The 17,111-nt window shown below is 58.1% G+C and carries 17 protein-coding genes and 1 tRNA gene; 10 read left to right on the forward strand and 8 right to left on the reverse strand.

Annotated elements, in window-relative coordinates; all coding sequences use genetic code 11:
- Positions 1-179 precede the first annotated feature (179 nt).
- From lpcA to HSW_RS03570, 5 genes are all read right to left on the reverse strand, one after another.
- Positions 180-767, reverse strand: coding sequence for a D-sedoheptulose 7-phosphate isomerase (gene lpcA, locus HSW_RS03550; RefSeq protein WP_044000858.1), 588 nt, complete (start codon positions 765-767; stop codon positions 180-182).
- 15 nt (positions 768-782) lie between these two features.
- Complete coding sequence (locus tag HSW_RS03555; protein ID WP_044000859.1) at positions 783-1,184, reverse strand: hypothetical protein; 402 nt, start codon at positions 1,182-1,184, stop codon at positions 783-785.
- Positions 1,185-1,294: 110 nt separating this feature from the next.
- Complete coding sequence (locus HSW_RS03560) at positions 1,295-3,139, reverse strand: ABC transporter ATP-binding protein (protein ID WP_044000860.1); 1,845 nt, start codon at positions 3,137-3,139, stop codon at positions 1,295-1,297.
- A gap of 151 nt (positions 3,140-3,290) precedes the next feature.
- Positions 3,291-3,650, reverse strand: a complete 360-nt coding sequence (locus tag HSW_RS03565) for a hypothetical protein (protein ID WP_044000861.1) — start codon at positions 3,648-3,650, stop codon at positions 3,291-3,293.
- A 12-nt stretch (positions 3,651-3,662) separates the two neighbouring features.
- Positions 3,663-5,564: a hypothetical protein gene (locus HSW_RS03570; RefSeq protein WP_052346072.1), complete on the reverse strand. Its 1,902-nt coding sequence runs from the start codon at positions 5,562-5,564 to the stop codon at positions 3,663-3,665.
- 120 nt (positions 5,565-5,684) lie between these two features.
- Here HSW_RS03570 and HSW_RS03575 point away from each other — a divergent pair, with 120 nt between their 5' ends.
- The 3 genes from HSW_RS03575 to HSW_RS03585 all read left to right on the forward strand — a co-directional run bounded on the left by HSW_RS03575 (position 5,685) and on the right by HSW_RS03585 (position 7,879).
- Positions 5,685-6,617: a GNAT family N-acetyltransferase gene (locus HSW_RS03575; protein WP_044000862.1), complete on the forward strand. Its 933-nt coding sequence runs from the start codon at positions 5,685-5,687 to the stop codon at positions 6,615-6,617.
- Positions 6,605-7,315: a uracil phosphoribosyltransferase gene (gene upp / locus HSW_RS03580; protein ID WP_081768239.1), complete on the forward strand. Its 711-nt coding sequence runs from the start codon at positions 6,605-6,607 to the stop codon at positions 7,313-7,315. The genes HSW_RS03575 and upp overlap by 13 nt, the downstream gene beginning before the upstream one ends.
- 105 nt (positions 7,316-7,420) lie before the next feature.
- Entirely contained in the window at positions 7,421-7,879 is a 459-nt protein-coding gene (locus HSW_RS03585; protein ID WP_044000863.1) for a hypothetical protein, read from the forward strand.
- Positions 7,880-7,968: 89 nt separating this feature from the next.
- On the opposite strand, the gene HSW_RS03590 is transcribed toward HSW_RS03585, so the two are convergent.
- Positions 7,969-9,399: a DEAD/DEAH box helicase gene (locus HSW_RS03590; RefSeq protein WP_044000864.1), complete on the reverse strand. Its 1,431-nt coding sequence runs from the start codon at positions 9,397-9,399 to the stop codon at positions 7,969-7,971.
- Between the two features lie 233 nt (positions 9,400-9,632).
- On the opposite strand from HSW_RS03590, the gene HSW_RS03595 reads away from it, so the two are divergent.
- From HSW_RS03595 to HSW_RS03605, 3 genes are all read left to right on the forward strand, one after another.
- A tRNA-His gene (locus HSW_RS03595) sits at positions 9,633-9,706 on the forward strand.
- 164 nt (positions 9,707-9,870) lie between these two features.
- Positions 9,871-10,803, forward strand: coding sequence for a PfkB family carbohydrate kinase (locus HSW_RS03600; protein WP_044000865.1), 933 nt, complete (start codon positions 9,871-9,873; stop codon positions 10,801-10,803).
- A 137-nt stretch (positions 10,804-10,940) separates the two neighbouring features.
- Complete coding sequence (locus HSW_RS03605; protein ID WP_155832805.1) at positions 10,941-11,183, forward strand: hypothetical protein; 243 nt, start codon at positions 10,941-10,943, stop codon at positions 11,181-11,183.
- Between the two features lie 111 nt (positions 11,184-11,294).
- Here the strand turns inward: HSW_RS03605 and HSW_RS03610 are convergent, their stop codons facing one another.
- Positions 11,295-12,101: a hypothetical protein gene (locus HSW_RS03610; RefSeq protein WP_044000867.1), complete on the reverse strand. Its 807-nt coding sequence runs from the start codon at positions 12,099-12,101 to the stop codon at positions 11,295-11,297.
- Positions 12,102-12,273: 172 nt separating this feature from the next.
- The gene (locus tag HSW_RS03615) at positions 12,274-14,007 is read right to left on the reverse strand and encodes a M61 family metallopeptidase (RefSeq protein WP_052346073.1); all 1,734 of its coding nucleotides are present in this window, start codon (positions 14,005-14,007) and stop codon (positions 12,274-12,276) included.
- A gap of 233 nt (positions 14,008-14,240) precedes the next feature.
- Between HSW_RS03615 and rpmH the strand changes: the two genes are divergently transcribed.
- From rpmH to HSW_RS03635, 4 genes are all read left to right on the forward strand, one after another.
- Positions 14,241-14,399, forward strand: coding sequence for a 50S ribosomal protein L34 (gene rpmH / locus HSW_RS03620; RefSeq protein WP_044000868.1), 159 nt, complete (start codon positions 14,241-14,243; stop codon positions 14,397-14,399).
- A 37-nt stretch (positions 14,400-14,436) separates the two neighbouring features.
- Positions 14,437-14,871 carry a ribonuclease P protein component gene (locus HSW_RS03625; RefSeq protein ID WP_052346074.1) on the forward strand — a complete coding sequence of 145 codons (435 nt, stop codon included), beginning with the start codon at positions 14,437-14,439 and terminating at the stop codon, positions 14,869-14,871.
- A 96-nt stretch (positions 14,872-14,967) separates the two neighbouring features.
- Complete coding sequence (locus tag HSW_RS03630) at positions 14,968-16,680, forward strand: S41 family peptidase (RefSeq protein WP_044000869.1); 1,713 nt, start codon at positions 14,968-14,970, stop codon at positions 16,678-16,680.
- Positions 16,681-16,756: 76 nt separating this feature from the next.
- Complete coding sequence (locus tag HSW_RS03635; protein WP_155832806.1) at positions 16,757-17,077, forward strand: DUF6678 family protein; 321 nt, start codon at positions 16,757-16,759, stop codon at positions 17,075-17,077.
- The last annotated feature ends 34 nt before the right edge of the window (positions 17,078-17,111 follow it).

Below are 17,111 nucleotides of genomic sequence, written 5' to 3' on the forward strand. Positions count from 1 at the left end.
GAGGTAAAAATGTGTCGGAGGGAAGATACGCAACGGCCTATATAAAACGGCTATCCTACTTAAAAGCGAAAGACCTCCCCACGAAAGAAGGGCTGTCACACTAACGACTAGCTCTTTCGTGGGGAGGTATTTCGTCCTCGCTTGACGCGTGACGCGCTCAGGATGACAGGAGCTGAGTGTTACTCGTCCACCAGCTGCTCGATGAGCATGATCATAATGTGAATAGCCTTAATGTGGATTTCCTGAATCCGGTCGGCGTAGCCGGCGTGCGGGGCCCGGATTTCCACGTCGCTGAGGCCGGCAAGCAGGCCACCATCTTTACCAGTGAGGCTGACCACCTGCATCCCGGCGGCACGGGCGGCCTCGGCGGCCCGCAGAATGTTGGGCGAGTGGCCGCTGGTGCTGATAGCCAGCAGCACGTCGCCGGGGCGGCCCAGGGCTTCCACGAAGCGGCTGAACACGTACTCGTAGCCAAAATCATTGGCCACGCAGCTCATGTGCGAAGCCTCGGTGAGGGCAATGGCAGCTAGGGCGCGGCGGTTCTGGCGGTAGCGGCCCGAGAGTTCCTCGGCGAAATGCTGGGCGTCGCAGAGGGAGCCGCCGTTACCGCAGGTCAGGACTTTGCCACCCTGGCGGAGGCTGGTGGCTACCAGGCGGGCCGCCTGCTCAATGGCTTGCAGGTTGGCAGGATTCTGCACAAACCGGTCGAGGACGGATTGCGCCTCCGTTAGCTCCGTGCGAATAAGGTCGGTAAGCGAAGATGACACGAGTAAAGAAAAGTGTTAGGCCAACGGTTGGTTGGCGGCATCAGTCGGAGGAATGGTAGGAGTGGGGGCTACGTAGCCTTCGGGCAAAGTAGTAGTGCCGGTACGTGGGGCTCCCATTGGGCCGGTAGTGTTGCGCTGCTGGTCCAACTGGTGGTCGTAGAGGCGGGCTTTCAACTCGTTGATTTTGCCGTCGCGGGCGGCCACATCCCGGCGAAGCAAAGTGCTGTCGAGGTTTTCGGTGATAAGCTGCAGACCCAGCAAAATTACAGCAGCTACCAGCAACCCGAAAAACAGACTCTCTGCAGAGCCAGCCATGCTAGTAAAGCTACTCCGGACAGACGGCAACAGCAGCACTAATAAGGCCAACAGCAGGAACACCATTACCAGAATTGTAACCAGACGTTTGAGAGCAAGCATGAGCGCAGAGGGGTTGTGGTGAAAAGAAATCAGCTCATCATACGACGAAGCCCGGTTTTGGGACTAAATATAGGCTTTTGCTAGTGCTTTGAGCAGTTCCAGAGTTGAGCTTAGGCCAAGGCGGCGTTGGTGGTCTGCATCATGTTCAGGCGCTGGTAGAGGCCGCCCTGGCGCAGCAACTCGTCGTGGGTGCCACGCTCAGCAATACGGCCGTGCTGGAGCACCACAATTTCATCGGCGTGCTGCACGGTGCTCAGGCGGTGGGCAATGACGAGGCTAGTGCGGTTCTGCATCAGGCGCGTCAGGGCTTCTTGCACTAACTTTTCGCTTTCGGTATCAAGGGCCGAGGTTGCTTCGTCGAGAATGAGAATGGGCGGGTTGCGCAGAATGGCGCGGGCAATGCTCAGGCGCTGCCGCTGCCCGCCCGAGAGCCGGCTGCCCCGGTCGCCAATCATCGTCTGGTAGCCCTCCGGCGAGGCGACAATAAAGTCGTGGGCATTGGCAATACGGGCGGCTTCCAGTACCTCTGCCTCGGTGGCTTCGGTGTTGAAGCGGATGTTGTTGAAAATGGTGTCGTTGAACAGAATGCTCTCCTGGGTGACGATGCCCATCTGGTCGCGCACAGAGTGAATGGTGCAGTCGCGCACGTCGTGGCCATCAATGAGCAGCTGGCCGCCAGTAGGGTCGTAGAAGCGAGGAAGCAGGTCGGCCAGGGTGCTTTTGCCGCCGCCGCTGGGGCCCACCAAGGCCACGGTTTTACCCTTCGGAATAGTCAGGTTGATGTCCTGCAGCACCGGCACGTCGCCGTAGCCGAACTGCAGGTTGCGCAGCTCAATCTGGTGCTCGAAAGCGGGCAGCAGCTTAGCTTCCGGCTTGTCACGAATAGCCGGTTCTGTGTCAATAATCGACAGCACCCGCTCCCCGGCTACTAGTCCGCGCTGAATGTTGCCGAACGAGGCCGACAGGGCCTTGGCCGGCGTGAGCACTTGGGAAAACAGCACTACATAGCCGATGAATGTTTCCCCACTCAGGCTCGATTGGCCACCTAAAATCAGGGTGCCCCCAAAATACAGCAGCCCTGCCACCACCGAAACGCCCGCAAATTCCGAAAACGGCGACGCTAGGTCGCGGGTATTATCGATGGCGCGGGAAGTGCGCGCATATTGGTCGTTCTGATCCTCAAATTTGCCCTTGATATACTCCTGCGCATTGAATGCCTTAATGACACGAATGCCGCCCAAGGTTTCATCAATCACCGACAGCATAGTGCCCAGTGTACTCTGGCTCTGCTTGGCCTGGTTGCGCAGCCGCTTGGCAATGGTAGCAATGATGCCGCCCGAAATGGGCAGCAGAATCAACGTAAATAACGTGAGTGGCAATGAAATGTGAAACAGCACCACGAAATAGGCAATGATGGTGAGCGGCTCCTTGATAACGGCCGTCATGGTATTCACCACTGAGGTTTCCACTTCCTGCACGTCGGAAGTGAAGCGCGACATCAAATCCCCTTTCCGCTCGCCCCCGAAAAACCCCAGCTGCAACCCGATAATGCGGTGGTATAGGTCGCGGCGCAGGTTCTGGATAACGCGGGCGCGCACTGTAGCCAGCAACCGCAGGCTCAGGTAGCGGAATACGTTGCTCAACAGTACCGATACCACCACCACGCCACACACGAAGGCCAGGGCACCTAGTTTGCCGCGCTGTGCCAGCACCTCAGCAAAAAAGTAATTGAATGTGTCGGTTACCCAAGTAATAGTAGGCGCAAAATCCGGAACCTGAGTCGGGGCTTTCAGCGGCACCTTATCCGTCTTATCAAACAGCACGCTCAGCAGCGGAATGATGAGCGTGAAGTTGCCGATGCTGAAAAAGATGGTCAGCACGGTATACAGCAGGTATTGCGGCAGAAAGGCGGCCCAGGGGCGGGCGTATTGCAGAATGCGGAGGTAGGTCTTCATCGGAACGGGCAAAGGTACGGCATCAGGCCGGGTGGGCCATCGGCCCGGCTAAGGCGGCGGCGCGGAGTGTTGCTTAGTAGGGTAAGACGCGAAAAAGGGCCCGATACCGTAGGTTCGGACCCTTTCCCAGGCACATCCACTTCGTTGGGTGCTATTCGGCGTTGAAGATGCTGATGACTTCAATCTGGCCCACAATATGGCGGTTGAATTCGGCTAGCTCCTCGGCTGGTACCCACAGTTCATTATGCTCCCGGTTGCCTACGTTTTGTACTGGGAATGTGTCGGCGTAATCGGCGTCTACGGCAAACCGCAGCACGTAGCCCACGCCGTAATAGGGCACGTTCCAGTCGCGGGCAATCTGGGCGGCGTACTGCTCATTCAGTACAGGGTAGAAGAACGGCTGCTCCGGCAGGCGCGGCGGAAACTCCAGCCACCCCGAGGCGGCAATCAAATCCAGCTCCGCCTGATTAACGGGCCGGTACAACAGCGTAGTGGCCGAATCGTGCCGCATCCTAGTAATGGCTTAAAACTCGTGCAGTCGTTGGGCAATGTTCCAGCGTAGGGCAATGGAGGCCAGAGCACCGCCGTCGGCAGTGAAGGCCGGGGCCGGAGCACCACCCTCAAACGTGCGGTGACGGTAGACGAATTTGCCATCGAGCCAGAAGTTGTGGGCCGCCTGCCAGGTGGCCGTTACATCACCGTGGAACAGGTATGACGTAATGCCGTCGCCCACCCGGAAGTCGTATTCCCGCAGGTTGCCATTCGCATCAAGCGGGCGGTTGGTGTAGGGCAGCAACACGTTGGAGCCATAGTTCTGGCCGGCGGGGTCGAGGCCCTGCTTTACCAAGAAACCTTTGGCCACCACGTTCAGACGGGGCAGCGGCTGGTAGCTGGCAATGCCAATCAGCTCCCACAGGTTGGCGCCCATCGGGTGGGCCAAGGGCTGGGCATCGTGCTGGTAGTTGCGGTACTTGTCTTCGTGCTGGTAGAGGTACGGCCGAATGTAGTTGAACTCGCCCTGCAAGTCGAAATTGCGAATGCCGGCCACGTTGATATACTTTGCCCCCAGCTGAATGCCCTGCTTGTTAGCCCACCAGCCGTTGCCGCTCCGGATCTGGCTCAGCACAAACTCATCCAGAATTATCTGGCCATAGAGCTGCACCCGGTTGCGGATGTTCCACTTGAAATCAGCTCCCAGCAGCGCGTTGTCCTCGGAGCCGGTACCCTGTTCAATGGCCCTATAGAAGATGATGGGATTGAGGTATTGCAGTTCGAAGCCGCGCTTGCGGGGCTGCACTACGGGTTGCCCGTTCACCAGCACACTATCAGTAGTGGAGGAGTAGCCGCTGTACACCACGCTTTCAAACACACCCACGTTCAGGTTGGGCTTGATATCGAAGCTCAGGTGATGCAGGGCTAGGTATTTACGATCATAAGAGGCATCCACATTGGGAGCATCGGCCACCATCTGGGCAAACAGGTTCTGGTAGTGAAACTTCCAGATGCGGGTGTTTACCTTCAGAAAGAGATATGGCGCGGAGTAATCGGACAGAATCAGGCTGCGGTAGCCGTTGCCGATCTGGTTCCGGTCGTGGCCCAGCTGCAGACTGACGTGGCGGCCGGCAGCATACGTCAGGTAGCCCCGCGCCGACAGGTAATCATATTGGCCGGGCGTGTTCTTGAAGGGTTTCCAGAAGCCTTCGTGCGGCACGGCGTTGTCGCGCTCAATACGCTCCTGCACATACAGCGGCACAGCCATCTGGTTATCGGCCAGGAAGGTGTAAAAGCCCAGACGCTCATCAATGGTGCCCTCCACCTGCACGCCGCGCGTGTTGAGGAAGCTGTAGCTTTTGTTACCGTCACTGTTACCCAGGCTCAAGCCCAAAACCGGATTCACCCGCAACGAAAATTCTGGCTGCGCTACGCTGTACAAATCGGAAGGCCGCCCGTACAGAAAACCCAGAATCGGTTTTCCCCGCTGATTAATGGCGGAGTCCTGCTGGGTATTATGCCAGTTGTCGCGCAGCAGATACCGGATGTTGAAGCGGTCCTGCCGTGAGAGGCCCGCCGTCGAATCCTGCAGCATGCGTTCGGCCAGTCGGGCCACGGCGGTCCGGGTATAGGGCCGGATGGAGGTGTGCGGGTCGCTCAACGAATCGGGGCCGTGCAGAATCACATACCGGTCAATGAGGCGGTAGATATCGGCATCGAGGGGCACGTAGGTGCTGCCCATGGTGGTTTTGCGGAGGCGGCCGGTCTGGGGCTGCTCGGCGGTGGGCTTGGATGGCTTCGGCGGCTTGGGCGGCTCGTCATAGGTAAGCCAGTTGCCCTGGCCGTCGGTGGGGCGGGTAGGAGTGTCCTGGGCGGCGGCCGGAGTAGCCAGCAAGCCGGTCAGGCCCAGTGCAAACAGGTAGGAATTTCTCATAAGCAGAGCCATGTACGCCAAAGCAGGCGTTGGGGTAGCAAACCTACGGAGTTTAGGCAGGATTGGGCGGCGGGCCTCTGCCATAACGTACGGAAGAGCCTCGGCAGTACCTTTGGGCCTATGGCTCTCCGTCTGCTGCACTATTCTGAAATTGACCTAGCCGCCTGGGACGAATGCGTGGCCCGGGCTCGGGAGGTAGTGCCTTATGCTCATAGCTGGTGGCTGCACGCCACTGCCGGCCACTGGGAAGCCGTAGTAGAAGTAGAGGCAGACGGCCGGTACCGAGCCGTGTGGCCCCTGCCCGTAAAGCGGCGGCCCTGGGGCCGGGAGGTGTATCAGCCGCCGTTTACGCAACAGCTGGGCCTGTTGGTCGCAGGGGAAGAAGTGTCGGTAGCAATGTTGCCGGCAATGGCCCGCTGCTACACTCGCTTCTACACTCAACTTAACACGGCCAACGGCCTGCCCATGCTGCCGCCGGGCACCAGCGTGCAGCCCCGCCAGACGTATCACCTGTCTCTGGCCGCGCCGGCCGGGCATATCCGGGCCGGCTACTGCGCCGACTACCGCCGCCGCCTGCGCCTGAACGAGGCCGCGCTCCAGCCTTTACGTGCCCAGGAAGCCCGGAATGCTGAGCCGCTGCTCACGTTGTTTCAGCAAACCCAGGGGGCAGCAGCCGGCCTGAAACCCCGCCACTACACGGTATTGCGCCGCTTGATAGCCGTCCTGGCCCAGCGGCAGCTGTTGGAGCTGCATGAGGTGCACCACCCCCAGACCGGCGCTCTGCTGGCCGGGACGCTGTTCGTGCGCTACCGTACCCGGCTGATTTATTTATTCGCAGCGGCTTCCGTAGAAGGTAAAAAGGCTGCGGCTCCGTTAGTACTGGTAGATGCCGCTATAGGCCGCCACGCGGACACCCCCGACCTTGTGCTCGATTTTGAAGGCGGTATGATACCGTCAATTGCTCGTTTTTTCGCCAATTTCGGGGCCGGGCCTGTTCCGTACGCGGCCCTATCCTTCACCCAACGACCCTGGTATCTGACATGGATGCGCTGACGCCCCTTCCCGCCGATTCTTTCGCTACTGCTGCTGAGGCCGCCGCCGCTAATCCCCGCGTGCACGTAGTTTGTGCCGAGCCCTCCATTGCCAACCACTTCCTGGCGGAGTTGCGCGACGTAACAGTGCAGCAGGACTCGTTGCGTTTCCGGCGCAACCTGCAGCGTCTGGGCGAAATCATAGCCTACAAAATCAGCTCGCAGCTTAGCTACACCGACCAGACCGTGCGCACCCCGTTGGGCGAATCGAGAGGGAAGCTGCTCCACGATTTCCCGGTGCTGGCCACGGTGTTGCGGGCCGGTTTGCCATTTCACCAGGGCTTTCTCAATTACTTCGACCAGTCACCTTCTGCCTTTGCGGCTGCTTACCGCATTGAGGGTACCGCCCAGGTACAGGTGCAGGTCGATTACCTGTCGGCTCCCAGCCTCGATGAGCGGGTACTGATTTTGGTCGACCCGATGCTGGCTTCCGGCAAATCCCTGGTGCAGACGTACCGGGCCATGCTACGCTTCGGCACGCCCCGTCAGGTTCATATTGCCGCCGTTATTGCCAGCCCGCAGGGTGTGGAATACGTGACCAGGGAAGTGCCCGAAGCCACTCTCTGGGTGGCGGCCATCGACGAAAAGCTAAACGAGCAGGCCTACATCGTTCCCGGCCTCGGCGACGCAGGCGACTTATCGTACGGCAGTAAGCTGTAAGAATAAGGCAGCTGCGAAACAAACACGTAACGGACCGGAACTAACCGACCGGCGTTGGAACTGTTATCTTCACTCTACTTCACTTCCTGTAGACTCTTTCCCATCGTGCTACCTGCCCTGCTTAAATACGCCACCGTTTTTGCCATTGGCATGTTCAAGTTTGTGGCCGCCCCGTTAGCCGGCGTAGCAGCCGGGCTACCCATGCCCCTTGTCTGGGGCCTTTCGGTGGCCGGTATGATGACAACGGTTATTCTGATTTCGGGGCTGGGTCGGCAGTGGGCCCTGCATTTGCGCCGCCGCCGCGAGGCCAAAGGCAAGCCGCTGTTCAGCCGCCGCAGCCGCACGGTGGTGGGTATTTACCGCCGCTTCGGGATGGTAGGCATTGCGTTCCTGACGCCCATTCTGTTCAGTCCGGTGGGCGGTACCGTTATTGCCACGCAGCTGCACGTCCCGCGCTGGCGGATTCTGCTGCATATGGCCTGGAGCGCGGCATTGTGGGGCTTTACGTTCACTTTGCTGGCCAACAAGCTACTGCAGCTGGCCATTTTCAGCCATTACCGGTGAGGGTGAAATGGCGAGTTGGCCGCTCGGCATGCGCTTTATGCGCCAGCAGAACAGCCAATTCGCCATTTCATTACTTCACAATTTTACCTCTATTTACTACGCTTGGCGCGGGCACGGCCCTGGGCGGCGCGGAAGGCTTTAGAGGAGTGCGACGACGCTTTTCCTTTTGAAGGATTAGCCTTCTTGCCTTTCTGGCTGCGGTTGGGGCCCACCTGAAACTCCCGGCCGGTACGTTTATCAATGGTTACGCCGGGCTTAATCCACTCCTTCCGCTCGTGGAAAGCACCTTGGAAGCTCGGGTCCTCGCGTTTGCGCCGCTCGTCCTTCTCGCGGTCCATGCTTTGCTGCTCATCGAAAGAGGTTTTGACTATTACCACCTCGGGTGGCATCGGTACCACCGGAATTTGCTGCCGAATCAGTTCCTCAATGCGCTGCATATGGTGCATTTCGGCCTCGTTGGCGAAGGTAATGGCCGCTCCGGTGTGCTGGGCCCGGCCGGTCCGGCCAATGCGGTGCACATAGTCGTCGTACACCAGTGGCACATCAAAGTTGATAACGTGCGACACCTGCGGTACGTCAATGCCCCGGGCGGCCACATCAGTAGCTACCAGAAAGCGAATTTCACCGGCTTTAAAGGCTTCCATGGCGTTGATGCGCACGTTCTGGCCCTTATTGCCGTGAATGGCGCGTACCTCACCGTGCGCTTTGCGCTGCAGGAAGCTGGCTACGTTTTCGGCGTGCTCCTTGGTACGGGTGAAAATCATCACGCGCTGGAAGGTGTCCCAGTCCAGCAGCAAGTACTCCAGCAGGTTGATTTTGGTAATCAGGTTGGGTACTTCATACAGCGTCTGGCTCACATTCTGGGCCGAAGTAGCGGCCGGCGTCACTTCCACCCGCAGCGGGAACTCCAGAAATTCTTCGCTCAGCGTGGTCACCTTGTCAGGCATGGTAGCTGAGAACAACACGTTCTGACGCTTGCGCGGAATCACCTCCAGAATGCGCCGGATCTGGGGCATGAAGCCCATATCCATCATCTTGTCAGCCTCATCCATCACTAGGGTCTTCAACTCCTTCAGCACTAGCTCACCGCGCAGATACAGCTCCATCAGGCGGCCGGGCGTGGCAATCAGAATATCGACGCCCTTGGCAATGGTTTCAATCTGGGTTTTAGGACCTAGGCCGCCGTAAATGGCGAAAATGCGCAAATCAGTATAAGTGGCCAGCTTCTGCAGATGGCTCTCCAGCTGCATAGCCAACTCGCGGGTAGGAGCCAGCACCAAAGCGCGCGGGTGAGTGCCTTGGGCATATTTCACCTTCATGAGCAGCGGCAGGCCAAAGGCAGCCGTTTTGCCCGTTCCCGTCTGCGCAATGCCTAGCACATCGTGGCCGGCCAGCAGCAGCGGAATCGTCTGCTGCTGCACGGGAGTCGGCTCGGTGAAGCCCGCCTCCGCTACTGCCGTAAGGAGTTGCTTGTTGAGCTTGAAATCGGCGAAGGTGAGCGGCTGCGGCGTATCGGACATGATGAAAGCGTGTTGTAAACCACAAAGGTACGCGGAATCCGGCCGGGTTCGTTTGCCTAGTATAGGCAGCGTAACCTATACAGTATTCTGTGGGGCATAGTGTTGCGTGCTGTTTCGTGGACGTCCGCTCCGCATTGCCTGACAGCGGGTTAGCAGCCGGCTCGAAAAAAACCGCATGATTTTTTTGCAAATCCCCCGGCTAGGGCTACTTTTGTGACACAATACCCAACACGGTAGATATAGCTCAGCTGGTTAGAGCGTCGGATTGTGATTCCGAAGGTCGTGGGTTCGAGCCCCATTATTTACCCACAATACTTCAAAAAAGGCCTCTCCTCCTCGGCAGAGGCCTTTTTTATTGCTGTTCCACTGCCGTTGTCTGGCTTTTTCCGCCCTTGGCGGAAGGATTCGGGAGCGGCGGGTGTTGCAAGCACGTAATAATAGAAACCTGAACCACTTTTCCCTTTTGATTCTATGAGTCTGGTTGTTATTGGCACGGTGGCCTTCGATGCCCTGGAAACGCCCTTCGGCAAAACCGACAAGATTGTTGGTGGCGCCGCCACGTACATCGGCTTGTCGGCCTCGTACTCCGTGAAACCCGTGAAAGTGGTAGCGGTAGTTGGCGACGACTTCGCGCAGTCGGATATCCTGTTGCTTCAGGAACACGGTGTGGATACGGAAGGGCTGCAGATCAAACAGGGCGAAAAGTCGTTCTTCTGGTCGGGCAAGTACTCCAACGACCTGAACTCGCGCGAAACGCTGGTAACGGAGCTGAACGTGCTGGCTGATTTCGACCCGATTCTGCCCGATTCCTACCAAGATTGCAAGTACCTGATGCTGGGCAACCTCACGCCCCAGATTCAGCGCCTCGTGATTCAGCGCCTCGTGAACCGTCCCAAGCTCATTGTGATGGACACGATGAACTTCTGGATGGACGTGGCCATGGACGAGCTGAAAACGACTATTGAAATGGTAGACGTGCTCAGCATCAACGATGAGGAAGCCCGCCAGCTTTCCGGTCAGCACTCCTTGGTGAAAGCCGCTAAAATCATCATGGAGATGGGTCCGAAATACCTCATCATCAAAAAGGGTGAGCACGGCGCGCTGCTGTTCCACAAAAACCAGATTTTCTTCGCCCCGGCTCTGCCGCTGGAAGAAGTGTTCGACCCCACCGGTGCTGGCGACACCTTCGCGGGCGGCTTCATCGGCTACCTGGCCGCCACCGACGACATCAGCTTCGAGAATATGAAGCGTGCCGTGATTCACGGTTCGGCCATGGCCTCGTTCTGCGTGGAAAAATTCGGGACGGAGCGCCTGCTAAACCTGACTCAGGAAGAAATTGAGGCCCGCGAGCAGCAATTTGCCGACCTCGTGGCGGTACTGCCGGCCACTGCCACCGTGGCTTAGTGTAGCGGTAGCCAGCAAAAAAAACCTCATCCGTAGCCGGGTGAGGTTTTTTTATTGGCCGAATTTTATGGCAACCCCAGAGAAGCTGGTGCGGTAGAAGGAATATTCATCCACCCGTAAATCCCACGGCCATGAGCATGAGCAAAAAACAAACCGACCTGACCAACGATAAAACGTCCGTCAACCCGGCAGCCAATACGAAAAAGAAAAGCACCCAGGTGCAAAGCCCTAATACCACCGATGTATCAGCCCACGGCAACACCACCGATGGCAACTCGGCCGGCTCGGGTGTTCACAATATTCGCAGCAATCCGCAGGGCAATAATCCTGCTTCCGTGAACAGCGGCAAAATAGGCAAGGGCGGTGATGCCAAGCACTAGGCGTTAGAAGTGAGATAGATAGAAATGAGAAGTGAGACTTTCATTCCAACACCCGACTTGGGTTCTGGAGCGAAAGTCTCACTTCTCATTTCTATCTATCTCACTTCTTTATCAAGGCACTACCGTTAGCCTAACTACGCGGGTATCGACATCCCCTTTGTCGAAGAAATCCTGCTCGAAAAGGATGGTTTTGCTGTCGAGCCAGCGGGGTTGGGTGCAGCCCCATTCGGTTTGCCGTTCCCAGAGCAGGCGCGGCGCTTTGTCATCAAGGCTCCAGAGTTGCAGGCCGCTGGGTTCAAAGCGGGCCAGTACATCGGAGTTGCCGCACACGAAATGGCGGCCATCGGGAGCAATAACGGGCGGGGCCATGAGCTGGGTGCGGCGGCCGCTCCGCTGGTCCACCAGCATGTAGTAGCCGCCTTCATATAGATGTACCGAAACCAACCATTGGTGGATGCTGGGCAGTGTGGCCAGATACTCATACGCCACGTTGCGTTCATCCTCGGCCGGATTGTTCACCAGCCGTACTTCCGGGGCGGCCGTCGGGCGCAGGCGCAGGGCCCGGCCGGTGCGCTGCACGCGGGCACCCGCCTTGGTAAGCCGGTTGCGTTCCTCGGCGGCGAAATCCAGAAATGAATCTTCCTCAGTGGCCGAAGCTGGCTTGGCTGCCACCCACTCGGGGCTTTGCAGCCGCTCGTACACGGGCCGCATAGCTGGGTAGATATGTAGCACCCGCCCCGGCAACTGCACCAGCGTATCGAGGTGTTGAAGCCGGTAGATGCGGGGCGGTTTGGGAGCCGGTAAAGGTGGTAATGCTACACTGGGCCGCGACTTTTCGGTGGGCTGCATGCGCAACGAACAAGCCGGCAGTGCCACTACCAGCGGCAGGGCAGTAGCTACGGTACGAAACCGAAACATGAGGAGTAGTGTAGACTTGGATCGAAAGGCGCGTCGTTGTCGGGTGGACAGAGAGCGAAAAGAAAAATGCATGCGGAGAGTTCCCGAAAGCACAAACCCGACAAAAAGTTTGCGCGGCTCCGGCAGCCGGGACTAATACGTTAGCTGCAACGGCCGAGATGTAGTCGAAAAATTAAAAGTCCTGCTTAAGCCACTGCCGAAAGCTGGCCTGCTGTTCTGTAGTAGCGGTAGGAACCTTTTCGATGGTGATTTTCTGCCAGAACCTAAGCGCCGCGTCGGCCGCCAGCGTAACAGTTAGCAGGCGGTTCTGACGGAATACGGTTACCTCGTGGTGGTCGGCTCCGTCGCTGAGCAAGGTGTGCAGGTTCATATCCACGCGGCGGCCGTTGATGGCCACAATTTCGTCGTCTACGGTGAGGGCCAAGGCGGCGGGGGCACCGGGCAGGATGTCGGTTACTTCGGTCCGCTCATTCTTGACCACTGTCCGGAAGCCATACACCCCTTCTGAGGCCGACGCGTTTTCCTCAATGCGCAACCGGCAACCCACAAAGCCCAAAACCCGGTTCAAAGGCTCCTCCAGCGGGGCCGTGCCGTAGATGAACTTGTCGAAATACGCCTGCATGTCGCGCCCGGCCACTTCCTGCACTAGGCGGGTGTAGTCTTCTTCGGTGTAGCCCACGCCGGTCTGGCCGAACTCCTCCCACAGGCGGCGCATCACGTCATCGAGGCTGCGCTGGTGGCCCGAGAGCTGCCGCAGCGTGAGGTCGAGCAGTAGCGCCACCAACGCGCCCTTGTGGTACACCGATACTTTGCGGTCGGGCACGCCGGGCTTGTAGCCATCCAGCCACAGGTCCATGCTGGCATCAGCCACCGAGAGGTGGTAGCGGCCGTAGTCATCGTAGTGTTTGCGCAGCACCATGTTCAGCTCGGCGAAATACTGCTCGGCGGTGCGTACGCCGGCCCGGGCCAGCAGGTACTCGCCGTAGTAGGTGGTAATCCCCTCGGCAATGAAGCAAGTGCGGAAATAGTTTTCGCGGGCGTAATCGTAGGGCTGCATCTCGGCCGGCCGGATGCTTTTGATGTTCCAGGCGTGAAACAGCTCGTGGCAGCTCACGCCCAGCAACTCCTTATACAGGCCTTCGGTCATCAGCAGCTCCGCCGGCCCCAGCACAATGACGGTGGAGTTGAGGTGCTCCACGCCGTGGTAGTGCTTGTAGGGCAAAATCTGGTTCAGAAAGTGATAATCCTGCGCCGGAAACGAGCCGAACAGCTGCAGCTGCTCCTCGCTGAATGCCCGGAAGTCCCGCACCAGCCGCGCCCAGTCCACCGGGCATTCCCCCTGAATCCAGATATAGAAGGGCAGACCCTGCACCTCGTAGTTGCGGTACTGCAGCGTGGGGCTGGCAATGAGGGGCGAGTCGACCAAGTGGTCGAAGCTGCGGGCCTCCAGCAAGTTGGGGCCGCGCTGGGGCAGGCCGCAGGCCAACTGCCAGCCCTCGGGCAGGTCCAGCAGCAGCTGGCAGGTTTCCTCCTGGCGGCTGTCCACGTACATGAGGGCCTGCACCGGATTCAGGTACACCTGGGTTTCATCGAGCCAGGAGCCGCCGGCATCCATCTGGTGGGCGTAGAAGTTGTAGCGCACCCGCACCGTGCGGCCTGCCGCCCCGCTCAGCTGCCACCGGTCCTTCGTGATTTTGCGCGCCGTCAGGGGCTCGCCGGAGGCTGCATCCTCTAATACCACGTGTTGCAACTTCTGGGCGAAGTTCTGCAGCTCGTAGCGGCCTGGCCGCCACGCGGGCAGCTGTAGTTCCACCGGCGCTTCGGTGCCCGCGGGCACCGCAAACGTCATCTGAATCTGTAGGTAAAAGGTGAGCGGGTTCTCGAAGGAAACGTGGTAGTGAATCATGGAAAAGCGGGTTCGGCAATGGCCGGTAAACCTGACGTAAAGCTACGCATTACGGGGCGGCTGTCGGGGTAAATTGTAGGGAACCATAGGAAGATAGAAGATGGAAATCAGGCGGCCACTTCGCTAACCAGCAGACAGGAAGGCCAGAAAAAGCCGGGTAAAGCATTGTCAATTCCGAATCATCCTGTTACCTTTGCCGGCCTAAGTTGTAACAAGAGTCACTTACCCATACCATGAAACGTACTTTTCAGCCCTCGCAGCGCAAGCGCCGCAACAAGCACGGTTTCCGCTCGCGCATGGAAACCGTAAACGGCCGTAGCGTAATCGCTCGTCGTCGTGCCAAAGGCCGCAAGCGCCTGACCGTATCTGACGAAGGTCGTCATAAGCGCTAAGCCGCTGCCGGCGGCTGAATGGCCGCTGCTCCCGCCGATGACGACTCCTGTTTCAACGCCGGGCGCGCGCTCCTACTCGTTTCCGAAAGAAGAACATCTGTGCCGAAAGAAGCTCATTGAAGCGCTTTTCGGGCAGGGTTCTTCTTTTGGTTTATACCCCCTGCGACTCACTTGGCGGGCCACCGAAATGCTCACCACCGAGCCGCCGCAGGTGCTGGTGAGCGTGAGCAAGCGCAACTTCAAGCGCGCCGTCGACCGCAATTATCTTAAGCGGCTGCTGCGCGAGGCCTACCGCCTCAATAAGTATCGGCTACTGGAAGCCCCTGGTGGGCATCGGGTGGCCCAGTTGGCTATTATCTATACCGGCAAGGAAAAAAAGCCCTTGACGCTTATCGAAAAGAAATTAACTTCAGGGCTGGAGCGTTTGCTGACCGAGACTGGTGCAACTGCGGAGGCAGGAGCGGGGTCTTGACAACAAATGCGCTGGGGGGCAGCTTTTCAGGTGAGAAACGCAAACCGACCCTCCGGCCTACCGTTTAGGGTCGTACAGTTGCCTTCAGCCCCTTTTATGCGCAAAAAATCCTTGGCCGTGGCTGCCCTGCTGGGCGGTGCCGGTCTGCTCGTATCCTTCCGCGCAGCTACCGACAATGAGCGGTACTTCGAAATCGCCAAGAACCTCGACATCTTCGCCACCTTGTTCAAGGAGGTGAATACGTATTACGTGGATGAGATACCGCCGGCTAAGCTGGTGAAGACGGGCATCGACGCCATGCTTAAGTCGCTGGACCCGTACACCAACTACATCCCGGAGGACGACATTGAGGACTTCCGCACCATGACCACCGGCCAGTACGGCGGGATTGGGGCGGTAGTGCAGAAGCGCAACAACAAAACCGTGGTGCAGGCCGCCTACGAAGGCTACCCGGCCCAGAAAGCCGGCCTGCTGCCCGGCGACGAAATCCTGACCATCAACGGCGTGAACGTGGACAAAAAGTCTAACGCCGATATCAGCAAGCTGCTCAAGGGCCAGGCCAACTCTCAGGTGAAACTGATGGTGACCCGCTACGGCCAGGATGCCCCGGTGGAAATTACCATTACCCGCGACAAAATTCAGGTGGACAACGTGCCGTACTACGGCATGCTTACACCTGAAATTGGCTATTTCCAGCTCTCGGGCTTCACCGTGGATGCCGGCAAGGAAGTGCGGTTGGCCGTGGCTAAGCTGAAGGAGCAGGGCGCCAAAAAGCTGATATTCGACATTCGGGATAATCCCGGCGGGCTGCTCAACGAGGCCGTGAACATCTCCAACCTGTTCGTGGACAAGGGCAAGGACATCGTGAGCACTAAGGGCAAAGTTTCTGACTGGAACAAGACTTATAAGGCTCTGGATATGCCCTTGGATACGCAGATTCCGATGGTGGTGATTACCTCCAATCGCTCGGCTTCGGCCTCCGAAATTGTGTCGGGCGTGCTGCAGGACTACGACCGCGCCGTGCTTGTGGGGGAGCGCACATTCGGGAAGGGCCTCGTGCAGGCTACCCGTCCGCTGAGCTACAACTCCCAGCTGAAGGTGACGACGGCCAAATACTACATCCCGAGCGGCCGCTGCATTCAGGAAATCGACTACTCGCACCGTGCCGACGACGGCACGCTGGGCAAAGTGCCCGACTCGTTGCGCACGGCCTTCAAGACGCTGGCTGGCCGCACCGTGTACGATGGCGGCGGCGTGGCTCCCGACGTGGAAGTGGTGGACCGCGAAATTGCCGATATCACGCGGGTGCTGCTCCAGAAAAGTTACCTATTCGATTACGCCACGCGCTACCGCTCCGAGCACGCCACTATTGCGCCCGCCCGTCAGTTCAAGCTCACCGACGCCGATTACCAGAAGTTTGTTGAGTACCTCAAAAACAAGGACATCAATTATAGCACTGATGCTGAGAAGGCACTGGCCGACCTCACCAAGAAAGTGAAGGACGAAAAGCACTACGACGACGTGAAAACCGAGTTGGAGGCCATGCGCCGTAAGGTAACCACCAATAAGGCCAATGACCTGCTGCGCTTCAAGCCCGAAATTCGGGAGTTTCTGGAGCAGGAAATTGTTTCGCGCTACTACTTTCAGAAGGGAGGTATTGAGGCTACTTTCGACGACGACCCCAACATCCTGATGGCGCAGACCGTGCTCAATGATGTACCGCGCTACTCGGCGCTGCTGCGCCCCGGCACCCTGGAGGCCAAAGCCCGCCCTGAAGCCAAGCGCAGCACCGCCGGCGGCCGCCAGTAAGCCAACAGATAATCCAAACAGAAAAAAGCAGCCCGATATTGGGGCTGCTTTTTCTGTTTATCATAGCTTGTCAATGATGAAAGTTTCGATTCTCATAGACCAACTGACTGGTAAGTATAGAGTTGCGGTTCGAGGTAAGTTGCTCAATGATGAGAGCGTTTCAGCGTGGTCTTCTTGGTTTATAATACCGGTCAATAACTACATAGAAGCAGGAAGCTTTGGCCCTTACCCAGTCCGCGAAGTAGAATGGATAGAGATTAACCCGTTTGTGGTGGAAGTAATAGGCCGCCTGATTAAGCCTCGCATACACAGTTTTGAGCAGGAGATACGAGAAGCATTAGAGGTAGCAGAAGTACGTTTCGAGTTCGTGGAACTGGTATTTCGTGTCTATCTATAGTAGAAAGACAGCGGAAATGAAGTAGTACCTTTGC

The organism is Hymenobacter swuensis DY53, from assembly GCF_000576555.1.
Classification (GTDB): domain Bacteria; phylum Bacteroidota; class Bacteroidia; order Cytophagales; family Hymenobacteraceae; genus Hymenobacter; species Hymenobacter swuensis.

Bases quoted from the DNA above. Each gene is read 5' to 3' on its own strand.
- HSW_RS03555 (WP_044000859.1), bottom strand. From the start codon at position 1,184: ATGCTTGCTCTCAAACGTCTGGTTACAATTCTGGTAATGGTGTTCCTG.
- HSW_RS03560 (WP_044000860.1), bottom strand. From the start codon at position 3,139: ATGAAGACCTACCTCCGCATTCTGCAATACGCCCGCCCCTGGGCCGCC.
- HSW_RS03565 (WP_044000861.1), bottom strand. From the start codon at position 3,650: ATGCGGCACGATTCGGCCACTACGCTGTTGTACCGGCCCGTTAATCAG.
- HSW_RS03570 (WP_052346072.1), bottom strand. From the start codon at position 5,564: ATGAGAAATTCCTACCTGTTTGCACTGGGCCTGACCGGCTTGCTGGCT.
- HSW_RS03575 (WP_044000862.1), top strand. From the start codon at position 5,685: ATGGCTCTCCGTCTGCTGCACTATTCTGAAATTGACCTAGCCGCCTGG.
- upp (WP_081768239.1), top strand. From the start codon at position 6,605: ATGGATGCGCTGACGCCCCTTCCCGCCGATTCTTTCGCTACTGCTGCT.
- HSW_RS03590 (WP_044000864.1), bottom strand. From the start codon at position 9,399: ATGTCCGATACGCCGCAGCCGCTCACCTTCGCCGATTTCAAGCTCAAC.
- HSW_RS03600 (WP_044000865.1), top strand. From the start codon at position 9,871: ATGAGTCTGGTTGTTATTGGCACGGTGGCCTTCGATGCCCTGGAAACG.
- HSW_RS03605 (WP_155832805.1), top strand. From the start codon at position 10,941: ATGAGCAAAAAACAAACCGACCTGACCAACGATAAAACGTCCGTCAAC.
- HSW_RS03610 (WP_044000867.1), bottom strand. From the start codon at position 12,101: ATGTTTCGGTTTCGTACCGTAGCTACTGCCCTGCCGCTGGTAGTGGCA.
- HSW_RS03615 (WP_052346073.1), bottom strand. From the start codon at position 14,007: ATGATTCACTACCACGTTTCCTTCGAGAACCCGCTCACCTTTTACCTA.
- rpmH (WP_044000868.1), top strand. From the start codon at position 14,241: ATGAAACGTACTTTTCAGCCCTCGCAGCGCAAGCGCCGCAACAAGCAC.
- HSW_RS03625 (WP_052346074.1), top strand. From the start codon at position 14,437: ATGACGACTCCTGTTTCAACGCCGGGCGCGCGCTCCTACTCGTTTCCG.
- HSW_RS03630 (WP_044000869.1), top strand. From the start codon at position 14,968: ATGCGCAAAAAATCCTTGGCCGTGGCTGCCCTGCTGGGCGGTGCCGGT.
- HSW_RS03635 (WP_155832806.1), top strand. From the start codon at position 16,757: ATGAAAGTTTCGATTCTCATAGACCAACTGACTGGTAAGTATAGAGTT.